The sequence below is a fragment of the Herbaspirillum sp. RV1423 genome (genome assembly GCF_000577615.1).
Lineage (GTDB): Bacteria > Pseudomonadota > Gammaproteobacteria > Burkholderiales > Burkholderiaceae_D > Herbaspirillum.
The window spans coordinates 316,754-341,107 of record NZ_CBXX010000001.1 but is presented as its reverse complement, the minus strand read 5'-3'; the positions used below and the strand labels follow the sequence as shown (position 1 = coordinate 341,107).

The 24,354-nt window shown below is 61.3% G+C and carries 25 protein-coding genes; 16 read left to right on the top strand and 9 right to left on the bottom strand.

Going from position 1 to position 24,354, the window contains the following annotated elements; translation table 11 throughout:
• Positions 1-48 precede the first annotated feature (48 nt).
• Together RV1423_RS01560 and RV1423_RS29635 are read right to left on the bottom strand one after the other, a co-directional pair.
• Positions 49-234 (bottom strand): hypothetical protein, encoded by a 186-nt coding sequence (locus RV1423_RS01560; RefSeq protein WP_034292348.1) that lies wholly within the window; start codon positions 232-234, stop codon positions 49-51.
• A 126-nt stretch (positions 235-360) separates the two neighbouring features.
• Positions 361-603, bottom strand: a complete 243-nt coding sequence (locus tag RV1423_RS29635) for a hypothetical protein (protein WP_155834997.1) — start codon at positions 601-603, stop codon at positions 361-363.
• On the opposite strand from RV1423_RS29635, the gene RV1423_RS01555 reads away from it, so the two are divergent.
• Both RV1423_RS01555 and RV1423_RS01550 read left to right on the top strand, forming a co-directional pair.
• Complete coding sequence (locus RV1423_RS01555) at positions 602-1,663, top strand: Ldh family oxidoreductase (protein ID WP_197034852.1); 1,062 nt, start codon at positions 602-604, stop codon at positions 1,661-1,663. The two genes, RV1423_RS29635 and RV1423_RS01555, sit on opposite strands and share 2 nt — an antisense overlap.
• 121 nt (positions 1,664-1,784) lie before the next feature.
• A complete protein-coding gene (locus RV1423_RS01550) occupies positions 1,785-2,693 on the top strand; it encodes a FadR/GntR family transcriptional regulator (RefSeq protein WP_034292344.1) in 909 nt (302 codons plus the stop codon).
• Positions 2,694-2,699: 6 nt separating this feature from the next.
• On the opposite strand, the gene RV1423_RS01545 is transcribed toward RV1423_RS01550, so the two are convergent.
• The 4 genes from RV1423_RS01545 to RV1423_RS01530 form a co-directional block, all read right to left on the bottom strand.
• Entirely contained in the window at positions 2,700-3,074 is a 375-nt protein-coding gene (locus RV1423_RS01545) for a GFA family protein (protein WP_034292342.1), read from the bottom strand.
• 34 nt (positions 3,075-3,108) lie between these two features.
• A complete protein-coding gene (locus RV1423_RS01540; RefSeq protein ID WP_034292340.1) occupies positions 3,109-3,651 on the bottom strand; it encodes a C40 family peptidase in 543 nt (180 codons plus the stop codon).
• Between the two features lie 13 nt (positions 3,652-3,664).
• Positions 3,665-4,867 (bottom strand): acetylornithine transaminase, encoded by a 1,203-nt coding sequence (locus RV1423_RS01535; RefSeq protein WP_034292338.1) that lies wholly within the window; start codon positions 4,865-4,867, stop codon positions 3,665-3,667.
• 324 nt (positions 4,868-5,191) lie between these two features.
• A complete protein-coding gene (locus tag RV1423_RS01530) occupies positions 5,192-6,223 on the bottom strand; it encodes a CDP-6-deoxy-delta-3,4-glucoseen reductase (protein ID WP_034292336.1) in 1,032 nt (343 codons plus the stop codon).
• 12 nt (positions 6,224-6,235) lie between these two features.
• On the opposite strand from RV1423_RS01530, the gene RV1423_RS01525 reads away from it, so the two are divergent.
• The 6 genes from RV1423_RS01525 (at position 6,236) to RV1423_RS01500 (ending at position 11,299) form a co-directional block, all read left to right on the top strand.
• A complete protein-coding gene (locus RV1423_RS01525; protein WP_034292334.1) occupies positions 6,236-7,117 on the top strand; it encodes an SDR family oxidoreductase in 882 nt (293 codons plus the stop codon).
• A 161-nt stretch (positions 7,118-7,278) separates the two neighbouring features.
• Positions 7,279-8,064, top strand: a complete 786-nt coding sequence (locus RV1423_RS01520) for an ABC transporter ATP-binding protein (protein ID WP_034292332.1) — start codon at positions 7,279-7,281, stop codon at positions 8,062-8,064.
• Positions 8,061-9,065 carry an ABC transporter substrate-binding protein gene (locus RV1423_RS01515; RefSeq protein ID WP_034292330.1) on the top strand — a complete coding sequence of 335 codons (1,005 nt, stop codon included), beginning with the start codon at positions 8,061-8,063 and terminating at the stop codon, positions 9,063-9,065. The genes RV1423_RS01520 and RV1423_RS01515 overlap by 4 nt, the downstream gene beginning before the upstream one ends.
• A 206-nt stretch (positions 9,066-9,271) precedes the next feature.
• On the top strand, positions 9,272-10,045 hold the full coding sequence (locus RV1423_RS01510) for an ABC transporter permease (RefSeq protein WP_034292328.1): 774 nt from the start codon (positions 9,272-9,274) through the stop codon (positions 10,043-10,045).
• Between the two features lie 21 nt (positions 10,046-10,066).
• Positions 10,067-10,870, top strand: coding sequence for a transporter substrate-binding domain-containing protein (locus RV1423_RS01505; RefSeq protein ID WP_081768641.1), 804 nt, complete (start codon positions 10,067-10,069; stop codon positions 10,868-10,870).
• Between the two features lie 192 nt (positions 10,871-11,062).
• Positions 11,063-11,299, top strand: coding sequence for a hypothetical protein (locus RV1423_RS01500; RefSeq protein WP_034292326.1), 237 nt, complete (start codon positions 11,063-11,065; stop codon positions 11,297-11,299).
• 132 nt (positions 11,300-11,431) lie between these two features.
• Here RV1423_RS01500 and RV1423_RS01495 read toward each other — a convergent pair whose 3' ends face one another.
• Complete coding sequence (locus tag RV1423_RS01495; protein ID WP_034292324.1) at positions 11,432-12,676, bottom strand: cytochrome-c peroxidase; 1,245 nt, start codon at positions 12,674-12,676, stop codon at positions 11,432-11,434.
• 146 nt (positions 12,677-12,822) lie between these two features.
• Here RV1423_RS01495 and acpA point away from each other — a divergent pair, with 146 nt between their 5' ends.
• Positions 12,823-14,451, top strand: coding sequence for an acid phosphatase (gene acpA, locus RV1423_RS01490; RefSeq protein WP_051516408.1), 1,629 nt, complete (start codon positions 12,823-12,825; stop codon positions 14,449-14,451).
• Positions 14,452-14,673: 222 nt separating this feature from the next.
• Here the strand turns inward: acpA and RV1423_RS01485 are convergent, their stop codons facing one another.
• Positions 14,674-16,347, bottom strand: coding sequence for a Na+/H+ antiporter (locus tag RV1423_RS01485; RefSeq protein WP_034292322.1), 1,674 nt, complete (start codon positions 16,345-16,347; stop codon positions 14,674-14,676).
• Positions 16,348-16,508: 161 nt separating this feature from the next.
• On the opposite strand from RV1423_RS01485, the gene RV1423_RS01480 reads away from it, so the two are divergent.
• The 3 genes from RV1423_RS01480 (at position 16,509) to RV1423_RS01470 (ending at position 19,308) form a co-directional block, all read left to right on the top strand.
• Entirely contained in the window at positions 16,509-17,474 is a 966-nt protein-coding gene (locus RV1423_RS01480; RefSeq protein ID WP_034292535.1) for an aldo/keto reductase, read from the top strand.
• A 174-nt stretch (positions 17,475-17,648) separates the two neighbouring features.
• Positions 17,649-18,368 carry a FadR/GntR family transcriptional regulator gene (locus RV1423_RS01475; protein WP_034292319.1) on the top strand — a complete coding sequence of 240 codons (720 nt, stop codon included), beginning with the start codon at positions 17,649-17,651 and terminating at the stop codon, positions 18,366-18,368.
• 169 nt (positions 18,369-18,537) lie between these two features.
• Positions 18,538-19,308, top strand: a complete 771-nt coding sequence (locus RV1423_RS01470; protein ID WP_034292317.1) for an SDR family NAD(P)-dependent oxidoreductase — start codon at positions 18,538-18,540, stop codon at positions 19,306-19,308.
• Between the two features lie 85 nt (positions 19,309-19,393).
• Here RV1423_RS01470 and RV1423_RS01465 read toward each other — a convergent pair whose 3' ends face one another.
• The gene (locus RV1423_RS01465) at positions 19,394-19,807 is read right to left on the bottom strand and encodes a DUF4259 domain-containing protein (protein WP_034292316.1); all 414 of its coding nucleotides are present in this window, start codon (positions 19,805-19,807) and stop codon (positions 19,394-19,396) included.
• A gap of 185 nt (positions 19,808-19,992) precedes the next feature.
• On the opposite strand from RV1423_RS01465, the gene RV1423_RS01460 reads away from it, so the two are divergent.
• The 4 genes from RV1423_RS01460 (at position 19,993) to ntrB (ending at position 24,344) form a co-directional block, all read left to right on the top strand.
• Positions 19,993-21,228 carry a PAS domain S-box protein gene (locus RV1423_RS01460; protein ID WP_034292314.1) on the top strand — a complete coding sequence of 412 codons (1,236 nt, stop codon included), beginning with the start codon at positions 19,993-19,995 and terminating at the stop codon, positions 21,226-21,228.
• Positions 21,229-21,282: 54 nt separating this feature from the next.
• Positions 21,283-21,927, top strand: coding sequence for a response regulator transcription factor (locus RV1423_RS01455; protein ID WP_034292312.1), 645 nt, complete (start codon positions 21,283-21,285; stop codon positions 21,925-21,927).
• Between the two features lie 144 nt (positions 21,928-22,071).
• Complete coding sequence (locus tag RV1423_RS01450) at positions 22,072-23,469, top strand: CmpA/NrtA family ABC transporter substrate-binding protein (RefSeq protein WP_034292310.1); 1,398 nt, start codon at positions 22,072-22,074, stop codon at positions 23,467-23,469.
• Complete coding sequence (gene ntrB / locus RV1423_RS01445; protein ID WP_034292307.1) at positions 23,469-24,344, top strand: nitrate ABC transporter permease; 876 nt, start codon at positions 23,469-23,471, stop codon at positions 24,342-24,344. Before RV1423_RS01450 ends, ntrB begins: the two co-directional genes overlap by 1 nt.
• The last annotated feature ends 10 nt before the right edge of the window (positions 24,345-24,354 follow it).

Sequence of the window (24,354 nt, the reverse complement as noted above, 5' to 3'; positions counted from 1 at the left end):
GCTGTGCGGACCATGAATGCTGTCTGAATCGGATGGCTGCAGGAAGAATCAGCGGCGAATATTGCTTTGGTCAAAGAAGTAGCGCGAGAAGTCCATCAGGTGGTAGGCGAGCATGGAGTCGCCGTCGCCTGCATGGCCGAGGCGGCAAGCGCGGATGCCCGACGCCGACGCGCTGTTGCGCGTCCAGTCGTGCGGCACGATGTCGGTGCTCCCCCGGCTAAATAAGAATTTCAATGCTTGTCTCCAGTACCCTCAGTACTGCACGGCGGCCGACGGCAGTATCTGCTCTTGTGTCGGTGTAGTACGGGCCGCGTGCTTTGAAAAGATGCCAGCGAGTCTATTTCAGCATTCGGGCTTTGGTCAAGTGGTAATACCAAATTTGCCAGATTTTCCATCGCGCGATTCAACCGGCGTTGTCATGATGCCCGATGGTGCGGTGCAGTGTAGGTGAATAATTTTCGTGCATAGCGTTCTTGCTTGACAGTGCCGGGACGATATGAAATTCTTTTCTATTATCTGGTCTGACCACATGACCTGTTTGTCGATTTGTTTGTCGCGCGCACAGGCTGAGGATTTTGTTGATGAAAGGATGGTTTGCAACATGGCTTCACCTGAACGTTTTTCCGCTGTCGAACTCAAGCAGTTCTCCACGCAACTGCTGCAGAAGGCCGGCTTGCCGCTGGAGCCCGCCGCTTCGGTGGCGAGCACGCTGGTCGACGGCGATCTGCTGGGACACGATACCCACGGGCTGGCATTGCTGGCCCCCTACGTCAAGGAGATCGAGAGGGGCGCGATGACCACCTCCGGCGAACCGGAAGTGGTGTCCGACCGTCCCGCCGCACTGGTCTGGGACGGCCGCCGCCTGCCCGGTCCGTGGCTGGTGCACAAGGGCATCGACGCGCTGGTTCCGCGTGCGCGCGAACTCGGCACGGCGTCGCTGGCGATCCACCATAGCCACCACATTGCTTGTCTCGCCGCGTATCTGCTGCGTGCGACCGAAGAGGGGTTCCTGATGGTCTTGTCGAGTTCCGATCCGGCCGTGCAAAGCGTGGCGCCGTTTGGCGGCACCCGGGCGGTGTTCACGCCGAATCCGATCGCGGCCGGCATCCCGACTTCCGGTACGCCTTTCCTGGTCGACATCTCGGCATCGGTCACCACCAACGGCATGAGCAATCGCCTGCACAAGGCCGGCAAGCAGTTTGAAGAAGAATGGATGCTCGATGCGCAAGGCAACGCCAGCCGCGATCCTGCCGTGCTGGCGACCGATCCGCCGGGCACCATCCTGCCGCTGGGCGGTTTGTCGGCGGGACACAAGGGCTTCGGCCTGGCGGTGCTGATCGAGGCATTGACCGGCGGCCTGTCCGGTTTCGGCCGCGCCGATCCACCGGCGGGCTGGGGTGCCACCGTGTTCATGAGCCTGTACGACCCGGCGGCGTTCGGCGGCGAGGCGGCGTTCAGGCGCCAGATGGATTACATCGCCGACGCTTGCCGCAGCAATCCGCCGCGTCCCGGCGTGGAGCGGGTGCGCATGCCCGGCGATCGCGGCATGGCGCGCCGTGCGCAACAACTGGAGCGGGGCGTGGCCTTGCATCCGACCATTGCGCCGATGCTGCGCGAAGCGGGGCAGCAGTATGGCCTGACGTTCCCCGCGGCGCTGGCCTGATCGAGGACATCCCGGCGCAGCAGCGCATGCCGTTGCCGCGTCGGGAGACAAGCAGGTCATTCGCTTGCGGGTGAGATACAATCCGGCGCCACTACAAGAAAGATTTTGAATCGGACCTCTTATGCCAATTGAAGCGATCGAGCCACAACGGCTGTACCGTCAGATCAGCGACCAACTGCGCAAGCTGATTGTCGACGGCGAATTCCCCGTCGGTTCGCGCTTGCCGTCGGAGCGCGACCTTTCCGTGCAATTGGGAGTGAGTCGTCCGTCGTTGCGCGAGGCATTGATTGCACTGGAGGTCGAAGGCTACATCGAAGTGCATATGGGGTCAGGCATCTACGTCTGTCCGCCGTCGCCGGCGCCTGAAGGCGAGATCGACCTGTCCACCGAAGAAGGTCCGCTGGAGCTGATCCGCGCGCGCGCCATGCTCGAAGGCGAGGTGGCATACGCCGCCGCCAAGAACGCGAAGAAGGCGCAAATCGACGCGATCGAAGAGGCGTTCAGGCTGATGATCGAGAACACCGATGCCGGCATTAATCCGCTGGAGGCAGACCGCCTGTTTCACATCCGCGTCGCCGAAGCAACCGGCAACAGCGTACTGGTCGGGTTGGTGACGCAATTGTTCGACGCGCGCCTGGGGCCCTTGTTCAACCGCTTGCATAGCCATTTCGATACTGCTGAGGTCTGGAACGATGCGATAGAAGAACATTCGCGCGTGATGAAAGCGCTGCGCGCCCGCGATCCGGAAATGGCGCGCGCGGCAATGCGGCGCCACATGGATATCGCCTTCAAACGCTACAGCGCCAGCCTGGTCGGACAAGCCGGCTTGCTGAAGAAAAAGGCGGAATCGGCGAAGACGTCCAAGGCACCTAAGGCGCTCGCAAAGAAACCTGTCATCAAGGCGAGTGCGGTCAAGAAGCAGATCAAACCGGCGACGGCGAAGAAAACGCCCGCGCCGAAGGCAATATCCAAACGCGCGCCGGCAATAACGGCAGCCGCCGCGGTCAAGCGGCGTAACGTTCGCGTCTAGCTGCGCTTAACTCAGTTTGCCGACGTTCCTGTCCCAATGGCGTCCGTCGAAGTCGATGAAAGTCAGCTTGTCGCTGGACAGGTCGACATCGTCGAGACAACGCACATTGATGGTGTAGAGTTCCGGCGCGGCGCGCGGACGGGTGAAAACATGCACGCCGCAATGGCGGCAGAAATGATGCTTGGCGACCATGGTGCCGAACTGGTAGGTCGCCAGCGCATCCTCGCCGCAGACCAGGCGGAAATTCTCGGGCTGCACGCGATGATGCAGAAACCCCTTCTTGGCGCAGATCGAGCAATTGCAGACGGTGATGCGTTCGATGGTCACATCGGCCTCGAAGCGGACCCGGCCGCAATGGCAACTGCCTTTGTGGTGATCCATGCGCGTCGGTCTCCGAGGTCTTCTGTCAGTTCCGTCAGTTGAAATAAGCTCTGGCCATTTCGAAGCGCGGCGCAAAGTAGGGATTGTCCATCCGCGAAATATGCACCTTGCCGTTGCCGGAAGGCGCGTGCACGAAGCGGCCGTCGCCGATGTAAATGCCGACGTGCGAGAACGGGCGGTTGAGCGTGTTGAAGAACACCAGGTCGCCGGGACGCAGGTTGGCCTTGTCGACCGGACGGCCCTGGCGCGCCATGTCGGCAGCGCTGCCGCGCAGTTTCAGGCCGGCGGCGCGGCTGAAGATATACGACACCATGCCGCTGCAGTCGAAGCCGGCTTCCGGATTCTTGCCGCCGAAGCGGTAGCCGGTGCCGATCATGTCCAGCGCGTAGATCGCCACTTCGCTGCCTTGTTCGGTGGCGGTTTCCGAACGCACGTCGGTTGCCGGCGCGGTCGACATGTCCGGGCCGCGCGTCGGCGCGACGCCGCATGCCGTCAACAGGACGGCGATGCAGCAGGCGGCGAGCGCATTGAGTGCATCGGGCGCGCGGGATGTGTTGGCCGTGTGAAGGCTGCGCATCGCCGTTTCCCGATCAGTGGCCCAGTTGCACCAGCACGCCTTCGAGCATGGCCAACATCTGGTCGAGCTCATCCTTGGTCACGTTCAGCGACGGCATGAAGCGCAGCAGATTGGGGCGCGGCGAGTTCAGCAGCAGGCCGACCGGATTGAGGTCGCGCGCGGCTTCGACGATTTGCGGGCCGATGTCCTTGCCCAGCTTGAGGGCGCGCAACAGGCCTTCGCCGCGCTCGCCTTCGAAGCCGTGCTTGTCCGACAGCTTGATCAATTCGGCGCTCAGGTAAGCGCCTTTTTCCCTGACCGAGGGCAGGAAGTCAGGCTTCAGCAATTCCTTGACCACGGCGACGCCGACGGCGGTCATCAGCGGATTGCCGTTATAGGTGCCGCCCTGTTCGCCGGCTTCGAAACAGGCGATTTCTTCGCGCGCCAGCAGGGCCGCCAGCGGCACGCCGCCGCCGATGCCTTTGCCCAGCGTCATGATGTCGGGTTCGATGCCGGACAACTGGTAGGCGAACATTTCACCGGTGCGGCCGACGCCGGTCTGCACTTCGTCGACGATCAGCAGCAGGTTGGCGTTCTTGGTCAGGCGGCGCAGGCCTTGCATGAATTCGCGCGTGGCCGGGATCACGCCGCCTTCGCCTTGCACCGGCTCCAGCATGACAGCGACGGTCTTCTTGCTGATCAGGCGCTCGACGCTGGCCAGGTCGTTCAGATCGGCCTTCAGGAAGCCCGGCACTTGCGGCGCGAACATGGTGTCCCAGCCCGGCTTGCCGCTGGCCGACATGGTGGCGATGGTGCGGCCGTGGAAGCTGTGGTCGAAGGTGATGATTTCAAAGCGGTCTTCACCGGCGCTGTTTTTGTTCTTCTTGCCCCATTTACGCGCCAGTTTGATGGCGCCTTCGTTGGCTTCGGCGCCGCTGTTGGCGAAGAATACGCGGTCGAACACGGAATTCGCGGTCAGCAGGTTGGCCAGTTCGATCGACGGCGCGTTATAGAAAGCCGGCGACGGATTGATCAGCTTCTTGCCCTGCGCGACCAGCGCATCCTGAATGCATTGCGGCGAGTGGCCCAGGGCGTTGACCGCCCAGCCCTGCAAATAGTCGAGGTAGCGCTTGCCAGTATGGTCGGTCATCCACATGCCGCTGCCTTCGGTAAAGACAAGTTCCGGCCGGTTGGTGACATACATCAGTTTGCTGACGTTGAACTGGTTGAATTCCATTGAATGACTCCTGCTTAGGCTGTAAAGGGCATGAAAAAAGTAAATGCGAATAAATGTGACGGAAGTAACCGAAACGAAATAAATGCGAACGATAAAAAAAAGCCACAGGGGTTGCCTGTGGCTTCGTGACCAAGCTTAACTCACGCGCACGGCAAACCTCGTTGAGGTTGGCTACGACGTCGCAAGGAAATAGTGGTGGCGTTCATGCGGTCAATATTAGGATGTTTTGCGCTATGCGTCAAAATTAATTTGGTGCAAATTTATAGAACGCTCGTCACTTCACAACGTCAGGCAACACGTGGCGGCAAGCGGCGGCGCCCCGATTTACTGCACCGTCGCCAGGTCGGCCGCCGAGGTGAACGAATCGGCATAGAACTCGTCTTCCGGCAAACCGCACTTTGCAACGAAGTCGCGCTGGGCCGACTCGACCACGATGGGCGCGCCGCAGGCATAGACCTGGTGGCCCGACAGGTCGGGATGATCGTCGATCACGGCCTGATGGACGAAGCCGCTGCGACCGTTCCAGTTGTCTTCCGGCTGGGCGTTCGAGATCACCGGTACGTACTTGAAGTCAGGCAGGCTTTGTTCCCAGCTCTTGCATAGTGCATCCATATACAGGTCCTGCGGGCGGCGGCCGCCCCAGTACAGCGTGACCGGACGCGTGGATTTGCTGTGTTCGAGCTGCTCGACGATTGCCTTGATCGGCGCGAATCCGGTGCCGGAAGCCAGCAGCACGATCGGCTTGTCGGAATCCTCGCGCAGGAAGAAGGTGCCCAGCGGGCCTTCGAAGCGCAGGATGTCGCGCTCCTTCAGCGTCGAGAACACCTGGTCGGTGAACAGGCCGCCCGGCATGTGGCGGATATGCAGCGTCAGGTGCCCGTCCTTGTATGGCGCGTTGGCCATGCTGTAGCTGCGGCGCTTGCCGTCGCGCAGCATGAACTCGACGTACTGGCCGGCCTTGTATTGGAGGCGGTCGTTGGCGGGCAATTGCAGGGACAGGATGATAACGTCGTCGGCGACCTTGTCCAGTTTCGCCACGCGCACCGGCATCTTCTTGACCGGGAACTCGCCGACGCCGGCCACTTCGCGCGCTTCGATGACGACGTCCGAATTCGGTTTGGCGCAGCAGAACAGCGAGAAACCCAGGCTTTCGTCCTGCGCCGAGAGGGCGCGTTCCTGGTGCGGGCCGTGGGTCACGCTGCCTTCGAGCAGCTTGCCTTTGCAGGAGCTGCATGCGCCGTTCTTGCAGCCGTAGGGCAGGCCGATGCCGGCGCGGATCGCCGCGGTGAGGATGGTTTCGCCTTCGTCGCAGGTAAACTGATGGCCGCTGGGCTGAACGGTAACTTGAAAACTCATACAATCCTGACAATGAACAAAGTAAAAAAAATCGGCAAGCCGCGCCTGCTGATGCTCGGTTGCGGCGACGTCGGCATGCGCATGCTGCCGCTGGTGCGCGCGCGGTTTCGCGTGATCGTCGTCACCAGCAAGCCGGAACGCCGTGAAGAACTGCGCGCAGCCGGTGCGATCCCGCTGGTCGCCGATCTCGACCGCCCCGCCACATTGGGCCGGCTGGCGCGTCTGGCGCAGGTGATCGTGCATCTTGCTCCGCCGCAACCTTCCGGTGAAAAAGACCGCCGCACCCGCAATTTGGCCGCCATTTTACCCGACCGCGCCAATCTCGTTTACATCAGCACCACCGGCGTCTACGGCGATTGCGGCGGCGCCCGCTTCGACGAGACGCGTCCGGTCAGACCGACTAACCCGCGCGCGCGCCGCCGTGTCGATGCCGAGCAGATCCTGCGCGCTTGGGCGCGGCGCTCCGGCAGCCGCCTGGCGATCCTGCGCGTGCCCGGCATTTACGCGCGCGACCGGCTGCCGCTGGAGCGCCTGCAAAAAGGCACGCCGACCCTGAACGCCGAGGACGACGTCTATACCAATCACATCCATGCCGACGACTTGGCCGCGATTGCCGTGCGCGCCATCGACCAGGCGTGGCCGCTGCGCGTGTACCACGCGGTCGACGATTCCGAAATGAAAATGGGCGACTATTTCGATGCCGTCGCCCGGGCCTTCCGACTGTCGCCGCCGCCGCGCCTGTCGCGCAGCGAACTGCGGCAGCAGGTCACGCCGATGATGCTGTCCTTCATGTCGGAGTCGCGCCGCCTGAAAAATGACCGTCTGCGCAATGAGCTTGGCATGCGTTTACGGTATCCGACTGTGGAAGCATTATTGGACGAGGTTGTTGGTTAGATAACAATTTGCATAAAGGCTTATGCTTATTTGTTTTTCGCATAAGCATACGTCTTTAAAATTGTTGTCCGGCGGGGACGATGCCAGTACAGTCGCATCCTACCGTCTGAAAGTCTGTGCAAAGTTGCCTTGAGTGCAACGCATCGGCAACGCACCCATTCATGAAACTATCGTTCAAGAACATTCAAAAGAGCTTTTCCGGCCTGCACGTCATCGACGATTTCAGCCGCGACATCGAGCAGGGAGAACTGGTCGCGCTGGTCGGTCCGTCCGGTTGCGGCAAGTCGACGCTGCTGCACATTGCCGCCGGCCTGGAAACGCCAAGCTCCGGCACCATCCTGGCCGACGGCCGGCCGGTGACCGGTCCGCATCCGGAACGCACCCTGATGTTCCAGGAAAACGCGCTGTATCCCTGGCTGACGCTGCAGCAGAACGTTGCTCTGGCGCTGGAATTCCAGAAGGTCGACAAGAAAACCGCCGCCGCGCAGGCGCGCGAGTGGCTGGCCAAGGCCAACCTGTCCGGCTTCGAGGCCTATTATCCGCACCAGGTTTCCGGCGGCATGCGCCAGCGTGCCGCGCTGGCCCGCGCCTTCATCTCGCAGCCGAAGGCGCTGTTGCTCGACGAGCCGTTCGGCGCGCTCGACGCGCTCACGCGCATGACCTTGCAAGATGCGCTGCGCAACCTGATCCGTTCCGAAGTGCAGGGCAAGGCGCCGACGGTGCTGCTGGTCACGCATGACGTCGATGAAGCCTTATTTCTGGCGGACCGCATCTTCGTCTTCAGTGCGCGTCCGGCCACCGTGCTCAAGGAATTCAATCTGGTGCATCACGAAAAAACGCACGATCTGTCGGAGTTCTCCGCGATCCGCCGCGAAATTCTCTGCCTGCTCGGCATCCATGCCGAACAGGATGAGTTTGCTAAAACAATGGAAGGGGTTGGGGTATGAAATTGAAACGTTTGTTGCTCATAGCATCCGCTGCCTTGGCCGCGCTGGTGTTTTCCGCACCGGTCATGGCGCTGGAAAAATTCAAGATCGGTTATCTGCGCGTGATGGACGACGCGCAGGCGATGGCCGCCTATGAGGCCGGTCTGTACAAGAAGTACGGACTCGATGTCGAGTTGATCGAATTCAAATCCGGCACCGATCTGATCAAGGCCATCGTCGGCGGCCAGCTCGACAGCGGCGTGTTCGGTTTCACCAATGCCGTCGCCTGGGCTTCCAAGGGCGCCGACCTGAAGGTGGTCAGCGGCGCCCAGCTCGGCTACCACGCCATCGTCGCGCGTGAAGATGCGCACATCAATAAAGTATCCGACCTCAAGGGCAAGACCCTGGCGTCGCAAGCCGAAGGCAGCACTGCCGACGTGGTGCTGAAGGGCGTCGTGTTCCGCGATGCCGGTCTCAAGACCGACGACGTCAACGTGCTTGGCGTGAGCCCGCAAGTGGCGGTGCAATCGCTGGTCGGCAAGCGCGTCGATGCTGCCTTCCTGTTTGAGCCGCAAGCGCGCATCGCGCAACTGATCGCACCGGTCAAGCAAGTCTATGAAATCGGCGAAGTCTGGCCTTTCCCGTGCATGGTGGTGATCACTTCCGGCGAGACGCTGAAGAACCGTCGCGCTGCGGTGTGGAAGTCGCTCGATGCGCAACGCGACGCCATCGAACTGTTGAAGAAGAAACCGGCCGATGCCGCCAAGCTGATCGCCGGCTACTTCATCGCCGAGCCGACGCTGAAGACGTTGAAGCACGGTGAGATGTTGCGTGAAGACGTGATCCGCGACGCCATCAAGAGCCAGACCTTCAGCGCCAAGCTGAACGACAAGGAACAGAACCGCATGCAGGAAATCGCCGATATCCTGCAAGCGCAGGGTTCGCTGAAGACCAAGGATGGGAAACCGTTTGAGGTGCGCAGCATAGTAGATCTATCCTGGCAAAAAGACAGAAAGTTGTAATAATCGCGGTCATCACGCTGCTGCGCCGGCCAAATTTGCGTCTGCGATGCTCACCGTACATCCGTACGGCTCCGCTTCTCGATGCAAACTTGACCGGCTCGCTACGCTTGCTGATCCGCGATGGTTTTCTAAGTATTTTAAAAAACGTGATTTCGATTCAGGCCGACGACTTCGTCGGCCATTGTATTTCTACTCAGTTCTAACTTATGAGCTCTCAGCGTCGCATTACCGGTTATCGTAAAAAGCTTGCCATGATGTTGGCGATCGCTTTCATTTTGTTGATGTGGCAGATCGCTGCGTGGTCGTTGCCGGACTTCCTCATGCCGGGCGTGCCGACCGTGCTGGCGCGCTTGTGGGAAGAGGTGCAGGCGCCGGCTTTCCGCACCGCGCTGTGGGGCAGCCTGACGCGCCTCGGCGGCGGGTACGGCGCGGCGCTGCTGCTGGGCATCGGTTTCGGTTTGCTGGGCGCGGTGATGTTCTTCTTCCGCGAAGTGCTGAAGTCGGCCATCATCATTTTGCAGTCGATTCCGTCGATCGCCTGGGTGCCGTTGTTCCTGATCCTGATGGGTTTCGGCAATTTGCCGATCATCGTCGTCGTCGCGATCGCGGCGTTTTTCCCGGCGGCCCTGTCGGTGATGAATGCGACCGAGAGCGTGCAGCAGGTGCATGTGTCCGCTGCGCGCGTGATGGGCGCGACGCGTTGGGGCATGTTACGCCGCGTGTATCTGCCGGCGGTCATGCCGGAACTGATCACCGGCGCCCAACTGGCGTTCGGCAACGCCTGGCGCGCGCTGATTTCGGCGGAGATGCTGGTCGGTTTCGGCAAAGGCCTGGGCCGTACGCTGGCGTATTCGGGCGAGACCGCGGACATGGTCGGCGTGATGACCAACATCCTCGCGATTGCGATTCTTGCTGCGCTGATCGATCAGGTGATCCTGGAAAATCTCAAGCACCGCTTGTTGCGCTATCAGTACGTCTGATGCCGTCGTGAAATGCACGTCATGAAACTCGCCGTTTCCGTTCTGTTGCATGTGTCCTTGCTGGCGTCGGCGCAAGCAGCGGACAGCGGTATCGACGCAGGGCGACAGCGCGGCACGCTGGTCGCCGGCGTGTCGTATCCCTTGCCGGCCTATGTCGCCGGCGCCAAATTCCGTACGCCGGAAAGTCCCGAGTCGACGTTGGTCGAAGACCTCGGAAAACGTCTGAAGGTCAAACTGGGTATGTCCAAGACGGACAACAGCAACGCTGCGCAATGGATCAGATCGGGGCGAGCCGACGTGGTGCTGGCGCTGGTTGATGACAATGATCCTTTGCGACGCGACGCCGGCGTCGTGCTCATCCCGACCGGTTACAGTGCCGGTGCGATGGCAATCATGCGCAGCGATACCGATATCAAGAGCTGGGAGCAGCTCAAGGGGCGCACCGTGTGCCTGTCCGAAGGCGGGGCTTATGTCGGTAAGATTGCAGCGAAATACGGCGCGATAGAAAAAGTGCAGCGCGCGCCGGCCGATTCGCTGTTGTCTTTACGCATCGGCGCCTGCGACGCCGCCGTGCATGACGACACCATGCTCAATGATTTGCTGAAGTTGCCGGAATGGAAAAAATTCTCTGCGCGCCTGCCGGTGCAAAGCCGCCGGACGCTGGTGTTTGCGGTGCGCGCCGATGACGCAAAGTCAATTTCTTATCTGAGACAGACAAGCGCAGACTGGGCCGCGGGTGGTTTCTGGCCGGAACTGAAAAAAAAGTGGGTCAACCACGTCGCCTTCGAGGTGTACCTGGATCAGAACGTCCCGGATTGTCATTGATTGTCATCGCATCAAGATGCGTTGCCATTACGGCATGACCCTGTTTTTCGCAAGTTGTCGCGACGGCAATCCCGCTTTGTAAGCAAACGCTTCCGTAGCTTGGCAAGCGCATTCAAAGGTGTAAGATGGCTTCACGTCCGCACAGTGTTACGACCGGACTGCTCTGTTCCCAGGCAATGAAAGGTGATCTTTATGGACGTCGCAATTACTGCCAGCTCTCCTGGCGCTGTTCCCAGTTCTCCCAATTCCGGTCCGTCGGTGAGCAATCTCGACAGCGCGCGCGCCGCACAGGCTCGCCAGGATGCCGAAAACGCACAGCGCAAGATCGACGAACAGCGCGCGGAAGCCGCTCGCCAAGCGCAGGCAACTCAGGCCTCGCGCAATTCCAATGGGGAAGTCATCGGCACCACGATCAGCACGACTGCCTGATCCGTATCCGATAGCTGGACTTTGAGATAAAGAACCCGCTGATGGCGGGTTTTTGCCGTTAACGTGTCTGTGAATGTCTCTTCGCAACGAGGCTATCTATGGCTCTCACCTTTGGCGCGTGGCGAGCGCCTGCTACGGTTTATAGCCGTCCGTCAGCGTCTTCAGGAACGCAATCACATCCTTGATCTCGGCGTCGTCGAGCGCCGGTTTGTCGCCGGGCTGACGGTCGAACGGCGGCTCCATGTTCACATTGGAAAAATGCTCCGGCAGCAGGTCGTCGAACTTGCGGATGCTGCCGTCGCGGTTGCGCGGATACCATTTCTCCGGATTCGTGTCGCGCTGTACATAGAACTGCATGACTTCCTCCAGCGTATGGAACACGCCGTTGTGGAAGAAGCTCCGGCGCAGCGCGATATTGCGCAAGGTCGGCGTCTTGAACAGGCCGCAGTATTCCGGCTTGTCCTTGAAGTCGTTGCGTTCCGGCCCGCACAGGCCGAAATCGTAGTAGCGCGGATCGGCGTTGGCCGGAATCTTCTTGTTGCGCGGCACGCCGACGGCGATCAGGCCGTAGTCGGTGAATTGCGGGAAAGCGCCGTTGGGCAGGATTTCGCTGATGTGGCACGAGGCGCAATTGCCTTTGCCCGGATCGTTGAACAATTCCAGGCCGCGCAGTTCCTGTGCGTTGAGTTGCGTTTGCTTGCGCAGGTAGGCGTCGTATTTGCTGGTGTAGGGGTAGAAATCGGCCGGACTTTCCTGGAATACTTCGAGCGCCATCAGCGCCGCCTGGAATGCCCGGTCCGTGTTGTCGAAAACCGTGTCGCCGAAAGCGGCGCGCAATTGCGCGGCATACGGCGCGCGCTTCAGTTTGGCGACGACTTCGGCGGCGTCGGCGTTGGCCATTTCATGCGGCGACAGCAGCGGGATGCGGGCCTGGTCATGGGCCGAATCGGCGCGGCCGTCCCAGGTCCGGCCGCCGGTCGGGCCGGCATCGATGCTGTCGTCGCCGTCGTCGTCATGGAAATGCTCGCTGAAGGGCGGCGTATTCTGTGCGTAGCGCAACGAGGGTACGGCGCGCGTGCCGGCGGTCTTCATGTCCTTGCCGCCGAGCTGCACCGACAAATCGTTGGGCGGCCCGAAAGCATGATCGGGGCTGTGGCAAGTCGCGCACGATTGCTGACCGGAAGCTGACAAGGATGGATCGAAAAACATGGTGCGGCCCAGCGCGGTCATTTCTTCGACGCTGGCGCGGCGTCCGGCGGGCGGCGCGTAAGCGGCATTGGCGTAGGCGGGAGCGGCCTCGGCGGGCGGCTGGCTGTCCGCATGCAGGGCGGCGAAGACGGCGGCTGCTGCGGCCGCGACAATAAGCAGGACTTTCATGGAGTGAGCATAGCAAGGCAATATGACGCAAATATGAAGTATCAGGATTGCCGCGGCAATGTCATTTTGTGGTTATATTTGCGGGCTAGCATAGCAGCCTTATCCTGCAGCATCTTCCTTGTGCGATTCCAAAAAAGAGAATATCCATGCGTGCTCAATTCAGCCAGTCGTTCAGCCAGCCAATACGCCTTTCCTTTCTTGCCGCCGCCGTTGCGGTCGGTCTCGCCGCTTGCGGCGGCAACGCCAACATCGCCGGCAGCGACGCCGCGGTGCGCAACATCGACACCGTGGTGGTGATCTATGCCGAAAACCGCGGCTTCGATACCCTGTACGGCCTGTTCCCGGGCGCCAACGGCATCCCCGGCGTCAATCCGAGTGCCAAAGGCGCGTATCTGCCGCAGGTCGACGTCGACGGCGCGGTGCTGCCGGTGCTGCCGCCGACCTGGGGCGGCGTGACCGCGCCGGGACAGAGCAAGGTGATTACGCAGGCGCAGTCCGCCGGCATGCCGAACAAGCCTTTCCAGATCGATGGCAAGGATGGCCTGGCGCTGGAGTCCAGCGTCATTACGCGCGACCTGGTGCATCGCTTCTACAATAACCAGATGCAGATCAACGGCGGCAGGAACGACAAGTTCGCCACCTATTCCGACGCCGGCGGATTGTCGATGGGCTATTACGACGGCAGCAAGATGGCGATGTGGCAACTGGCGCGCGAATACACGCTGGCCGACAACTTCTTCATCGGCACCTTCGGCGGCTCTTTCCAGAATCACCAGTTCCTGATCTGCGCCTGCACGCCGCAATATCCGAATGCCGACAAGTCGCCGGCCAAGGGCGGCATCTCCAAAATCGATGTCGACGCCAACGGCAATTTCGTGCGTCTGACGCCGGCTGCCGGTTCGCCGAAGTCGACCCTCGACGGCGCGCCGAAATACGCCAACGACGGTACGCTGACGCCGGCTGACGAGAAGGGCATGTTCTACGCCATCAACACCATGCAGCCGCCGTACCAGCCGAGCAACGTGGCGCCGTCCGCTGACGACGCCGCCAGGGCATATGCTGACGCGAACAGTGCGTCGACGCTGCCGCCGCAGACGCAAAAGAATATCGGCGACCTGCTGACCGACAAGGGCGTGAGCTGGGCCTGGTACGCGGGCGCCTGGAATTCGACGCTGAAAGTGGCGCAAGGCGACCGCAAATTCCCGACGCCGACGCCGAACTTCCAGTTCCATCACCAGCCGTTCAACTATTTCGCCAGCATGGATCCGGTCAAGCATGCGGCGTACCGCGCCGAGCATCTGAAGGACTTTGACGCCAGCTTCCTGCAAGACGCCGCCGCAGGAAAATTGCCCGCCGTTTCGTTTTACAAGCCGCAGGGCAACCTGAACCAGCATGCCGGTTATGCCGACGTGGCCTCGGGCGACGCGCATATCGCCGAAGTGGTCAACAAGCTGCGCCAGAGTCCGCAATGGAAGCACATGCTGATCATCGTTACTTATGACGAAAACGGCGGCTTCTGGGATCACGCTGCGCCGCCCAAGGCCGACAAATGGGGGCCGGGAACACGCATCCCGACCATCCTCATTTCGCCTTATGCCAAGAAAGGCTACGTCGACGACAGCCTGTACGACACCAGCTCGATCCTGCGCTTCGTCACGCGCCGCTGGTCCTTGCCGGTGCTCGACGGCATCGCCGTGCGCGACAAGGCGATCCAGGCCAACGGCGGCAAGCCGATCGGCGACCTGAGCAACGCCTTGGTATCGCAAGCGAACTGATTTTTCGCTCATATGAAAACGGCGTCATGCGATGGGCATGACGCCGTTTTTTTATCGTTCAGTTTTTGGGCTTTCCAGCAATTAACCGCAGCCTGCCATAACCCTCCGTCGTCCCAGCGAAGGCTGGGGCCCAGCGTCGTACCGAGGCTGGCATATCGATCGTCCGCTGCTTCACGCCGCTGAGTCCTGACTTTCGTCAGGACGACGGGGGAATGCATTGAATCAATGCGAGGCGCTGAGCGACCCCAGCAGCCAGGTTTCAGCCAGGTCGATCTGGTTGATCAGCGCCAGGAAGGTTTCGTCGTTGATCTGTTGTTCCGCGCGCAGGCGATGGACCTCGCGACGCTCGGCGCGGATCGCTTCCAGTCGCAGTTCGCGTTCGAACTGCTTGAAGCGGTTGGCGACGCGGTGGGTTTCTTCCGAGCCGCTTTCAGCATCCATGCGCATGCGATAAGTCGCCAGCAGGCTGCCGCTGACTTCGGTCAGCAGGGCCAGGTCATCCTGGTCAAGCTGCGCGCCGATGCGTTCCTGCGCTTCTTCGATGCCGCGCACGGCGGCTTCGGAAACACGCAGGCGCGCCAGCATTCCTTCGTTGCGGCGACGCAGGTTTTCGGCGTCGAGCTGCAGGCCTTTCAACAGCCACGGCAACAGGAAACTGCCGCTCAGCAGCGAGAAAATGATCACCCCCGTGGCCAGGAAAATCAGCAGGTCGCGCGCCGGAAAGGCGCGGCCATCCGGCATCAGCAGCGGAATCGACATCACGCCGGCCAGCGTGATCGCGCCGCGTACGCCGGCCAGCGAGGTGATGCTGATCAGGCGCACGTCGAAATAGCGCCGTTTGGCGCGCTGCCCGCGCAGGGCATCGGAGAAGCGCCGCAGGCGCAGGTTGAACCACACCCAGATGAAGCGCAGCGCAATCAGCGCCGCCGTGATCGCCGCGATGTAGGCGAACAGATGCCACACCGGCACGTTGCCGGCCATTTTCGCGTCGAGATGCGCGAGGCTGACGATACCCGGCAACTGCAAGCCGAGCAGGATGAACGACATGCCGTTGAAGACGAATTCGAGCATGGTCAGGATGCTCTGGCTCTGCATGCGCGTGGCCGCCGATTCGGCGCCGGCGGTTTCGATATAAGGCATCAGCATGCCGGCGGCGACTGCCGACAGGATGCCCGACAAGCCGAAATGTTCGGCGAAGATATAAGCGGTGAACGGGATCAGCAGCAGCAGCACGACCTGGATGCCGGGTTCGTCGCCGCTCCATTCGATGATCTTGCGGCGGATCAGGCCGAAGCCCCAGGCCACGATCAGGCCGATCGCAATGCCGCCGATGGAAATCAGCGTGAAGCTGATGCCGGCGTCGAGCAGCGAGAAGGTGCCCGACAGCACCGCGATGATGGCGAACTTGAACGCCACCAGGCCGGACGCGTCGTTCATCAGCGCTTCGCCTTCGAGCACGTGTTGCATGGTCGGCGGCAGGCGTCCCTTGCCGATGATGGAGGCCACCGCCACGGCGTCGGTGGGCGACAGCACGGCCGCCAGGGCAAATGCCGAAGGAAGCGCGATCACGGGAATCATCCAGTGGATGAAATAACCGACGCCGACCACCGTGAACAGCACCAGGCCCAGCGCCAGCGCCAGGATCGGCTGCGCCAGCCGGAAGAATTCGCGCTTGGGCATGCGCCAGCCGTCGGTGAACAGCAGCGGCGGGATGAACAGCAGCAGGAACAGTTCCGGATCGAAGCTGATGCGCAGGCCGAACAGCGGCAGCGCCAGCACCGCGCCCAGGCCGATCTGGAACAGCGGCAACGGCAGCTTGAACGGCGCCAGACGCGCGGCCACGCCGGAGACGGCGACGGCCAGCAAGAGGATTAAAACGGTAAAGACGATTTCCATCGGCAAGCAGACAAAAGAAAAATGAGACGATGAGGAGAACGGTGCAGCCGGAGGCGATGCGATCCTGACTGTAAGTATAGAGCCTGAGAGGGTGTCCGGCGGCAAAAGCGGATCGGGCATAGAATCATTATTTTTCGGCATACGGAGATCTCGCAATGACCATGACCGGCAAGCAAGCCAAACATCGCAAACTGGGCAACTCTTCCATTGAAGTCGCACCGCTGGCGTTCGGCGGCAATGTGTTCGGCTGGACCGTGGACGAAGCGACCTCATTTTCCCTGCTCGACAAATTCGTCGACGCCGGCCTCAACCTGGTCGACACCGCCGATGTCTATTCGCGCTGGGCCGACGGCAACAAGGGCGGCGAGTCTGAAACCGTGATCGGCAAATGGATCAGGCAAAGCGGCAAACGCGACAAGCTGGTGATCGCCACCAAGGTCGGCAAGGACATGGGCGACGGCAAGGTCGGCCTGTCCGCGGCTTACATCAGGCGCGCCGTCGAGGATTCGCTCAGGCGCCTGCAGACTGATTACATCGACCTCTATCAATCGCATGCCGATGACCGGAGCACACCGCTGGAAGAGACGCTGCAAACCTACGGTGAGCTGGTGCAGCAGGGCAAGGTGCGCCTGATCGGTGCCTCCAATTACGGCGTCGACAGGCTGGACCAGGCGCGCAAGATCAGCCTCGAACACGGCTATCCGCTGTACCAGACCTTGCAGCCGGAATACAACCTGTATTCCCGCGCCGATTATGAAAACAATCTTGAACAGTACTGCCTCAAGGAAGGTATCGGCGTCATCAATTATTATTCGCTCGCCAGCGGTTTCCTCAGCGGCAAATACCGTTCTGAGAAAGACCTCGGCAAGAGCACGCGCGGTGGCAAGACGCAGAACTACCTGAACCCGCGCGGCCTGCGCATCCTCGCCGCACTCGACGCCGTCGCCGGTCGATACGCCAGCACCCCGGCCAGCGTGGCGCTGGCATGGCTGATCGCGCGTCCCGGCATCACCGCGCCGATCGCCAGCGCCACGTCGCTGGAACAGATGGATGCGCTGATCGCTGCGACGCAGCTTTCACTGGACGATGACGCCATCCGTCAACTGGATCAGGCCAGCGCACCCTGAGGCTTGTGCCGCGACTGAACGTCGCGGCTTGTATTGCCATAACGTCAGGCAAAAGGTTTGACTATTGGGGAAGCCGCGCTTGACACACGTGGAGGTCGCACCTATTCTCTGCATACCCAATGGTCTTACCACTGGCTCGCCATTGAGCCGCGGGCAATATAACCAGCACATTCCATGTCCTTCGATCCCATCGTACAAAAATCCATCTCCGAGCAGGTGGCGCAGCGTCTGCTCACCATGATCCGCAGCGGCTTGCTCAAGCCCGGCCAACAGCTTCCGCCCGAGCGCGAACTGGCGGCCATGCTGGGCGTAGGTCGTCCGGCCGTGCGTGAAGCGATCCGTGGACTGGCGCTGCTGGGTTTGCTGCGTATCCGCCAAGGCGAGGGCACCTTCGTCGGCAAACTCGAAACGCGCGAACTGCTCGAACCGCTGGAAATGATCATCGACCTCAACGCCGGCACGCTCGAAGCATTGTTCGATGCCCGGATGATCATCGAAACCGGCGTCGCCGCGCTGGCCGCCACGCACATGCCGGAAGAAGAACTGGAACGCCTCTCCCGCAACGTCGAGGACGAAGCGCGCCTGCTGAGCGACCCGGCCGCTTTCTCTGCCGCCGATGTCGAGTTCCACGAAGCCATCATCGAGGCTTGCGACAATCCTTTCCTGCAAAGCATCGCGGGCAGCCTCTACCTGCTTGGCAAGAAGAGCCGCAGCATTACCTCGCGCATCCCGGCGACGCTCGAGCGCAGCTTGCAAGACCACCGCGACATCCTGGCTGCGCTGAAGGCACGCCATCCGCAACGCGCTTCCGAAGCCATGCGCACCCACCTCATCCGCGTGCGCGACGCGTATCGCGGGGCGGCGGAGAACAAGGACGAATCGGTGCACGATTGATGGTTTTGCCGGCGCTCGCACCTGTATTTCGAAAATGCGCCACAATGAATCCCGATTTGCTCAGAAGAAAAAATAGTCCGGCCCTCACAGAATACAAACCGTTGAAACGAGCCGGAACGTGACTCACCTTTGGTTCACGTTGTCAGTCAATTTCCCCAGGAGAACAGCAATGAAAGATTTGGCAGGAAAAGTCGTCTTCATCAGCGGCGCCAGCACCGGCATCGGCGCATCGGCGGCACGCGCCTTCGGCGCCAGGGGCGCGCATGTCGTGGTCCACTACAACAAGTCCGCAAGCGAAGCCGAAGCCGTCGCCGCAGACATCCGCAAGGGCGGCAAGGGTGAAAGCAAGGCCATCACCATCGGCGCCGACGTGCGCGACAGCAAGGCCATCGACAAGGCTGTCGCCAGTGCGGTCGAGCAACTCGGCCGCATCGACGTGCTCATCAACAACGCCGGCAGCCTGGTCAAGCGCGAGGCGCTGGAAAAAATCAGCGACGACCTGTTCGACGAAGTCGTGCAGATCAACGCGCGCTCGGTGGTGGCGTTCACGCGCGCCGTGATTCCGGTCATGCGCAAGCAGGGCGGCGGCAACATCATCAATGTCACTTCGGTCGCGGCGCGCCACGGCGGCGGCCCCGGCGCATTAATTTATGCCGCGTCGAAAGGCTTCGTCAGCACCATCACGCGCGGCATGGCAAAGGAGCTGCAGCCGGATCACATCCGCGTCAACGCGGTGGCGCCGGGCGTGATCATGACGCCGTTCCAGGAGCGTTTCACCACGCCGGAACAACTGGAGTCGTTCCGCAAGACCATCCCGATGGGTCGCATCGGCGATCCGCGAGAATGCGACGGCGCATTCCTGTACCTGGCGTCGGATGAGTTGTCGGGGTATGTGACCGGGCAGATCATCGATGTGAATGGCGGGCAGTACATGCCCTGATGTTGCGGCATGTCCTTCCGCCGACGAAAACGCCAATGCCGCCTTCGGCTCCCGCTGAAGGCGGCATTGGCTTTTTGTATTCCGGCTACTGCGGGGACAGCCTGCTTCTCAAATCCAGCACCGACTTCATCCACACGTCGCTGTTGTCGGATTCCAGCCATAACTCCAACAGCTCCGACGGCTCGGCCAGGATACGCTCGATTGCTTCATCGGCTTTTTGTACGAGCATCGGATCGGGAACCAGCTTCTTGTTCTCGACCCATGCATCCACGGTCTCCGAGTAGGCGTCGCGGCTTCCCCAGTTACCTTGCAGTCTTGCCACTACTTCAGCAGCGGCAATCGCCCTTGATGCTTCCGGCGCCTCGAGATAGTCGTTGCCGATTTCCACAACGGCGTCGAGCGCTTCTTCGACCATCGACAGATCGTCGGCATCCTGAAGGTCAGACCCGAAATCGCAAGCATCATCGTTACCAAACGACTCGTGTGACCAAGCTCCCATGTATTTCTCCAATAAGGGATTATCCGGATGCTGTGTACAGGCCAGGGAGATACCAGCAATCTCCTTGTTTCAGCGAAGAGGGCAACGTGAGATCCTCAGGGATATTAGCACGGGCCGGCATGGGAAGCGGGTGGCGTGATACTGGCATGCGCTTTGCACGTCATTCCGTACCCATAGAACCCGGAATGCAGATGTTCGCCCCTACTGAAATAAAATCGATCGGACAGATCACTTCTGTCGCGCAGGGTTCCAGCGATGCAACCCTGCTGCGCGACAAACTGACCCTCCTGCTGGACTCCACCGGCGAAGGCATCTACGGCATCGACCTCGACGGCCGCTGCACCTTCATCAATCGCGCCGGGGCGGAAATGCTCGGCTATCAGGTCGAGCAGGTGTTGGGCAAGAACATGCACGAGCTGGTCCATCACAGCCATGAACACGGCGGCCATTATCCGGAAGAGGAATGTCCGATCCTGAAGGCGTTCCGCAAGGGCGAATCTTGTCGGGTCGATCAGGAGGTGTTCTGGCGCGCCGACGGAACCGCGTTTCCCACCGAATATTCCTCGTATCAGATCGTCGACGGCGGGCAGGTGCGCGGGGCGGTCATCACGTTCAGCGATATTTCCAAGCGGCGACTGGCCGAGGAGCAGTTGCAGCGCGCCAAGGCAGAGCTGGAGCAGCGTGTGGCCGAGCGCACGCGCGAGTTGTCGGCGGCGCTGATGCAGGTGCGCGAGCTGTCGGCGCATGCGCATTCGGTGCGCGAGGATGAACGCACGCGCATTGCGCGCGAGATTCATGACGAACTGGGCAGTTTGCTGGTAGCGCTGAAGCTCGACGTGAACTGGATGGCGAGCCGTGTCGCCGACCGCGAACCGGTGGCGCGCAAGTGTGCGAGCATGAACCGGCTGATCGAGGCGGCGGTCGATAACGTCGGCCGCATCATCACCGATTTGCGGCCGAGCATCCTGGATCACCAGGGCTTGATCGCGGCGCTGGAGTGGCAGGTGCAGGAATTTTCCGAAGCGACCGAGCTGCCGTGCGAAGTCGGTTTCGACATTTCGCCGCAGGCGTTTGCGCCGCAAGGCACGCTCGCGACGGCGGCGTTTCGTATCTTCCAGGAAATGCTCAGCAATGTGGCGCAGCATTCGCAAGCAAGCGCGGTGAGGATCGCCGTGCGCCTGACGCCGCGGCAACTGGAGATGGAAGTGGAGGACAACGGCATCGGCGTGCCGGCGGCGGCGTTGGCGAACCCCAGATCGTATGGCGTGATGGGCATGCGCGAGCGGGCCTTGCACTTTGCTGGCGCGTTAAGCATCGAAAACGCCATTGATGGTGCGGATGTTGCACCGGAAAGCGGCGGCGCAGGCGTCAACCGGGGTACGCGAGTGCGCCTTGTCTTGCCGCTCAGGAGCGATGTATAAGAAGGGCATGCAAAAGCAATAACGACGGCAACAATGACAGCCACAAGGAAAACCATGATCCGTATTCTGCTGTGCGACGACCATCGCATCGTGCGCGAGGGCCTCAAGCAGATCCTGGCCGACACCCCCGATATCGAGGTGGCGGCTGAATGCGCCGACGGTCCCGAAGTGCTGCGCAAGGCGCGCGTGGAGGCGATCGATCTGGTCTTGCTGGACATCGCGATCCCGCATCAGGACGGGCTGGACGTGCTGCGCCAGTTGAAGCAGGAGATGCCGCGCCTGCCGGTGCTGATGCTGTCGACCTATCCCGAGAAACAATATGCGGCGCGCTGCTACCGGCTCGGCGCCGCGGGTTATCTGAACAAGAGCGCCGACACCGAGCAACTGGTGGCGGCGATCCGCAAGGCCGCCGACGGCGGCGTGTACGTCAGTCCGCACATGGCCGAGACGCTGGCGGCCGAACTCAGTGTGCGTTCCGCCGGCACCCAGCGCGCCGCGCACGAGACGCTGTCGCATCGCGAATACCAGGTGTTCCAGTTGATCGCCGCCGGGCGCAGCGTCAAGGAGATCGCCGATCAGCTCACGCTGAGTCCCAATACCGTCAGCACCTACCGCAGTCGCATCCTCGAAAAGACCGGCGCCGGCAACGATGTCGGCATTGCCATGTACGCCGTGCGGCATCAGTTGCTGCCTGTCTGACCTATTCTTGAGTTGTCGCTTTGATAGTGCTTTGTAGTCGTTCCACTACAAGGCGTCGTCTGTCGATGACGCGGAAAAACAATCTGGCAAGACCCTTGCACGTGATGAGGTCGTTACTTCAACTCAATCACGCCGGGGGAATCCATGCCAAAAGAAATCGACAGCACCATCTTCCACACTTACGATGCCGAGCGCGCAGGCAACACCTGCTCCTGCGGCAAACATGCCGACCAGATTGCCCATGACGATGAGCAGCAGCGCTTGCTGCAGGCGCGCGCGCAGGACGCCGAGCAGTTGAGCAACGACGTGGTGGAAGAATCGGTGATGCGCGCGCTGTTCCCGCAGGCGGCGCAGCGCCGGGACTTCCTGCGCGCGGTCGGCGTGAACACGGCGCGCGCGGCGATCGCCGGCATGTTCCCGCTGGGCGCCTTGCAGGCCATGGCGCAGGAGAAGAACGGCGCGATTGAAAAGAAGGACCTCAAGATCGGTTTCATCGCCATCACGTGCGCCGCACCGCTGATCATGGCCGACCCGCTCGGCTTTTATCGCAAGCAGGGCCTCAACGTGTCGCTCAACAAAACCGCCGGCTGGGCGCTGATCCGCGACAAGATGATCAACAAGGAACACGACGCCTCGCACTTCCTGTCGCCGATGCCGATCGCGATGTCGATGGGGGTGGGCAGCAATCCGGTGCAGATGCGCATCGCCACGATCCAGAATATCAACGGCCAGGCCATCACGCTGCACGTCAAGCACAAGGACAAGCGTGATCCCAGGCAATGGAAGGGCTTCAGGTTCGCGGTGCCGTTCGAGTATTCGATGCACAATTTCCTGCTGCGCTATTACCTCGCCGAGAACGGCCTCGATCCGGACCGCGACGTACAGATCCGCGTCACGCCGCCGCCGGAAATGGTGGCCAACCTGCGCGCCGGCAACATCGACGGCTTCCTCGGCCCCGATCCGTTCAACCAGCGTGCGGTGTATGACGAGGTCGGCTTCATCCACATCCTCTCGAAGGAAATCTGGGACGGGCATCCCTGCTGCGCCTTCGGCATGTCGGAAGATTTCGTCAAGCAGAATCCGAACACCTTCGCAGCCTTGTTCCGCGCCGTGCTGACCGCCGCCGCCATGGCGCGCGATCCGGCCAATCGTTCGCTGGTGGCCAAGGTGATTTCGCCGGCGGCGTATCTGAATCAGCCGGAGACGGTCGTCGAGCAGGTGCTGACCGGCCGCTTTGCCGACGGTCTGGGCAACGTCAGGAACGTGCCGGGCCGCGCCGACTTCGATCCGGTGCCGTGGGATTCGATGGCGGTGTGGATACTGAGTCAGATGAAGCGTTGGGGTTACGTCAAAGGCGACGTCGATTACAAGGGCATCGCCGAGCGCGTGCTGCTGCTGACCGACGCCAAGAAGTACATGAAGGAACTCGGCCAGCAGGTGCCGGACGGCGCCTATCGCAAGTACAAGATCATGGGCAAGGAGTTCGACCCGGCCAAGGCCGACGCCTACGTCAACAGTTTCGCCATCAAGAGGACCGCCTGATGAAGCCGGCGGCGCAACTCGGCTGGCGCGCGGCGCTGATCTCGCTGGCGCTGTTCGGTTGCCTGCTGCTGGTCTGGCATCTGGCGACGGCGCCGAAGGAAAGCGCTCGCATCGAAGCCGGCGCCTCGTCGTCGGCAGCCGATGACGAGTACGCCAAACTGATGGGCAAGAACAGCGGTACGCCGGTCAAAACCAGCGGCTTTCCAGGGCTGGCGCAGATGGGCGAGACCATGCGCAAGGAACTGGCTGATCCGTTTTACGACAACGGTCCCAACGATAAGGGCATCGGCATCCAGCTAGGGTATTCGCTGGCGCGCGTCGGACTGGGGTTTGCGATTGCGGCAGTGGTGGCGATTCCGCTGGGATTTTTGCTGGGCATGTCGCCGCTGATGCAGCGTGCGCTGAATCCTTTCATCCAGATCCTCAAGCCGATCTCGCCGCTGGCGTGGATGCCGCTGGCCTTGTACACGATCAAGGATTCGTCGATCTCGGGGATTTTCGTGATCTTCATTTGCTCGGTATGGCCGATGCTGATGAACACCGCATTCGGCGTGGCTTCGGTGCGGCGCGACTGGCTCAATGTCGCCAAGACGCTGGAGGTCAAACCGTTGCGCAAGGCCTTCCTGGTGATCCTGCCCGCCGCTGCGCCGACGATTTTGACGGGCATGCGCATCTCGATGGGCATTGCCTGGCTGGTGATCGTCGCGGCCGAGATGCTGGTCGGCGGCACCGGCATCGGCTACTTCGTCTGGAATGAATGGAACAACCTGTCGCTGACCAGCGTGATCTTCGCGATCCTGGTGATCGGCGCGACCGGCATGGTGCTGGATCTGGTGTTTGCGCGTCTGCAAAAACTGGTTACCTACACGGAATAAGCAGAGTAAG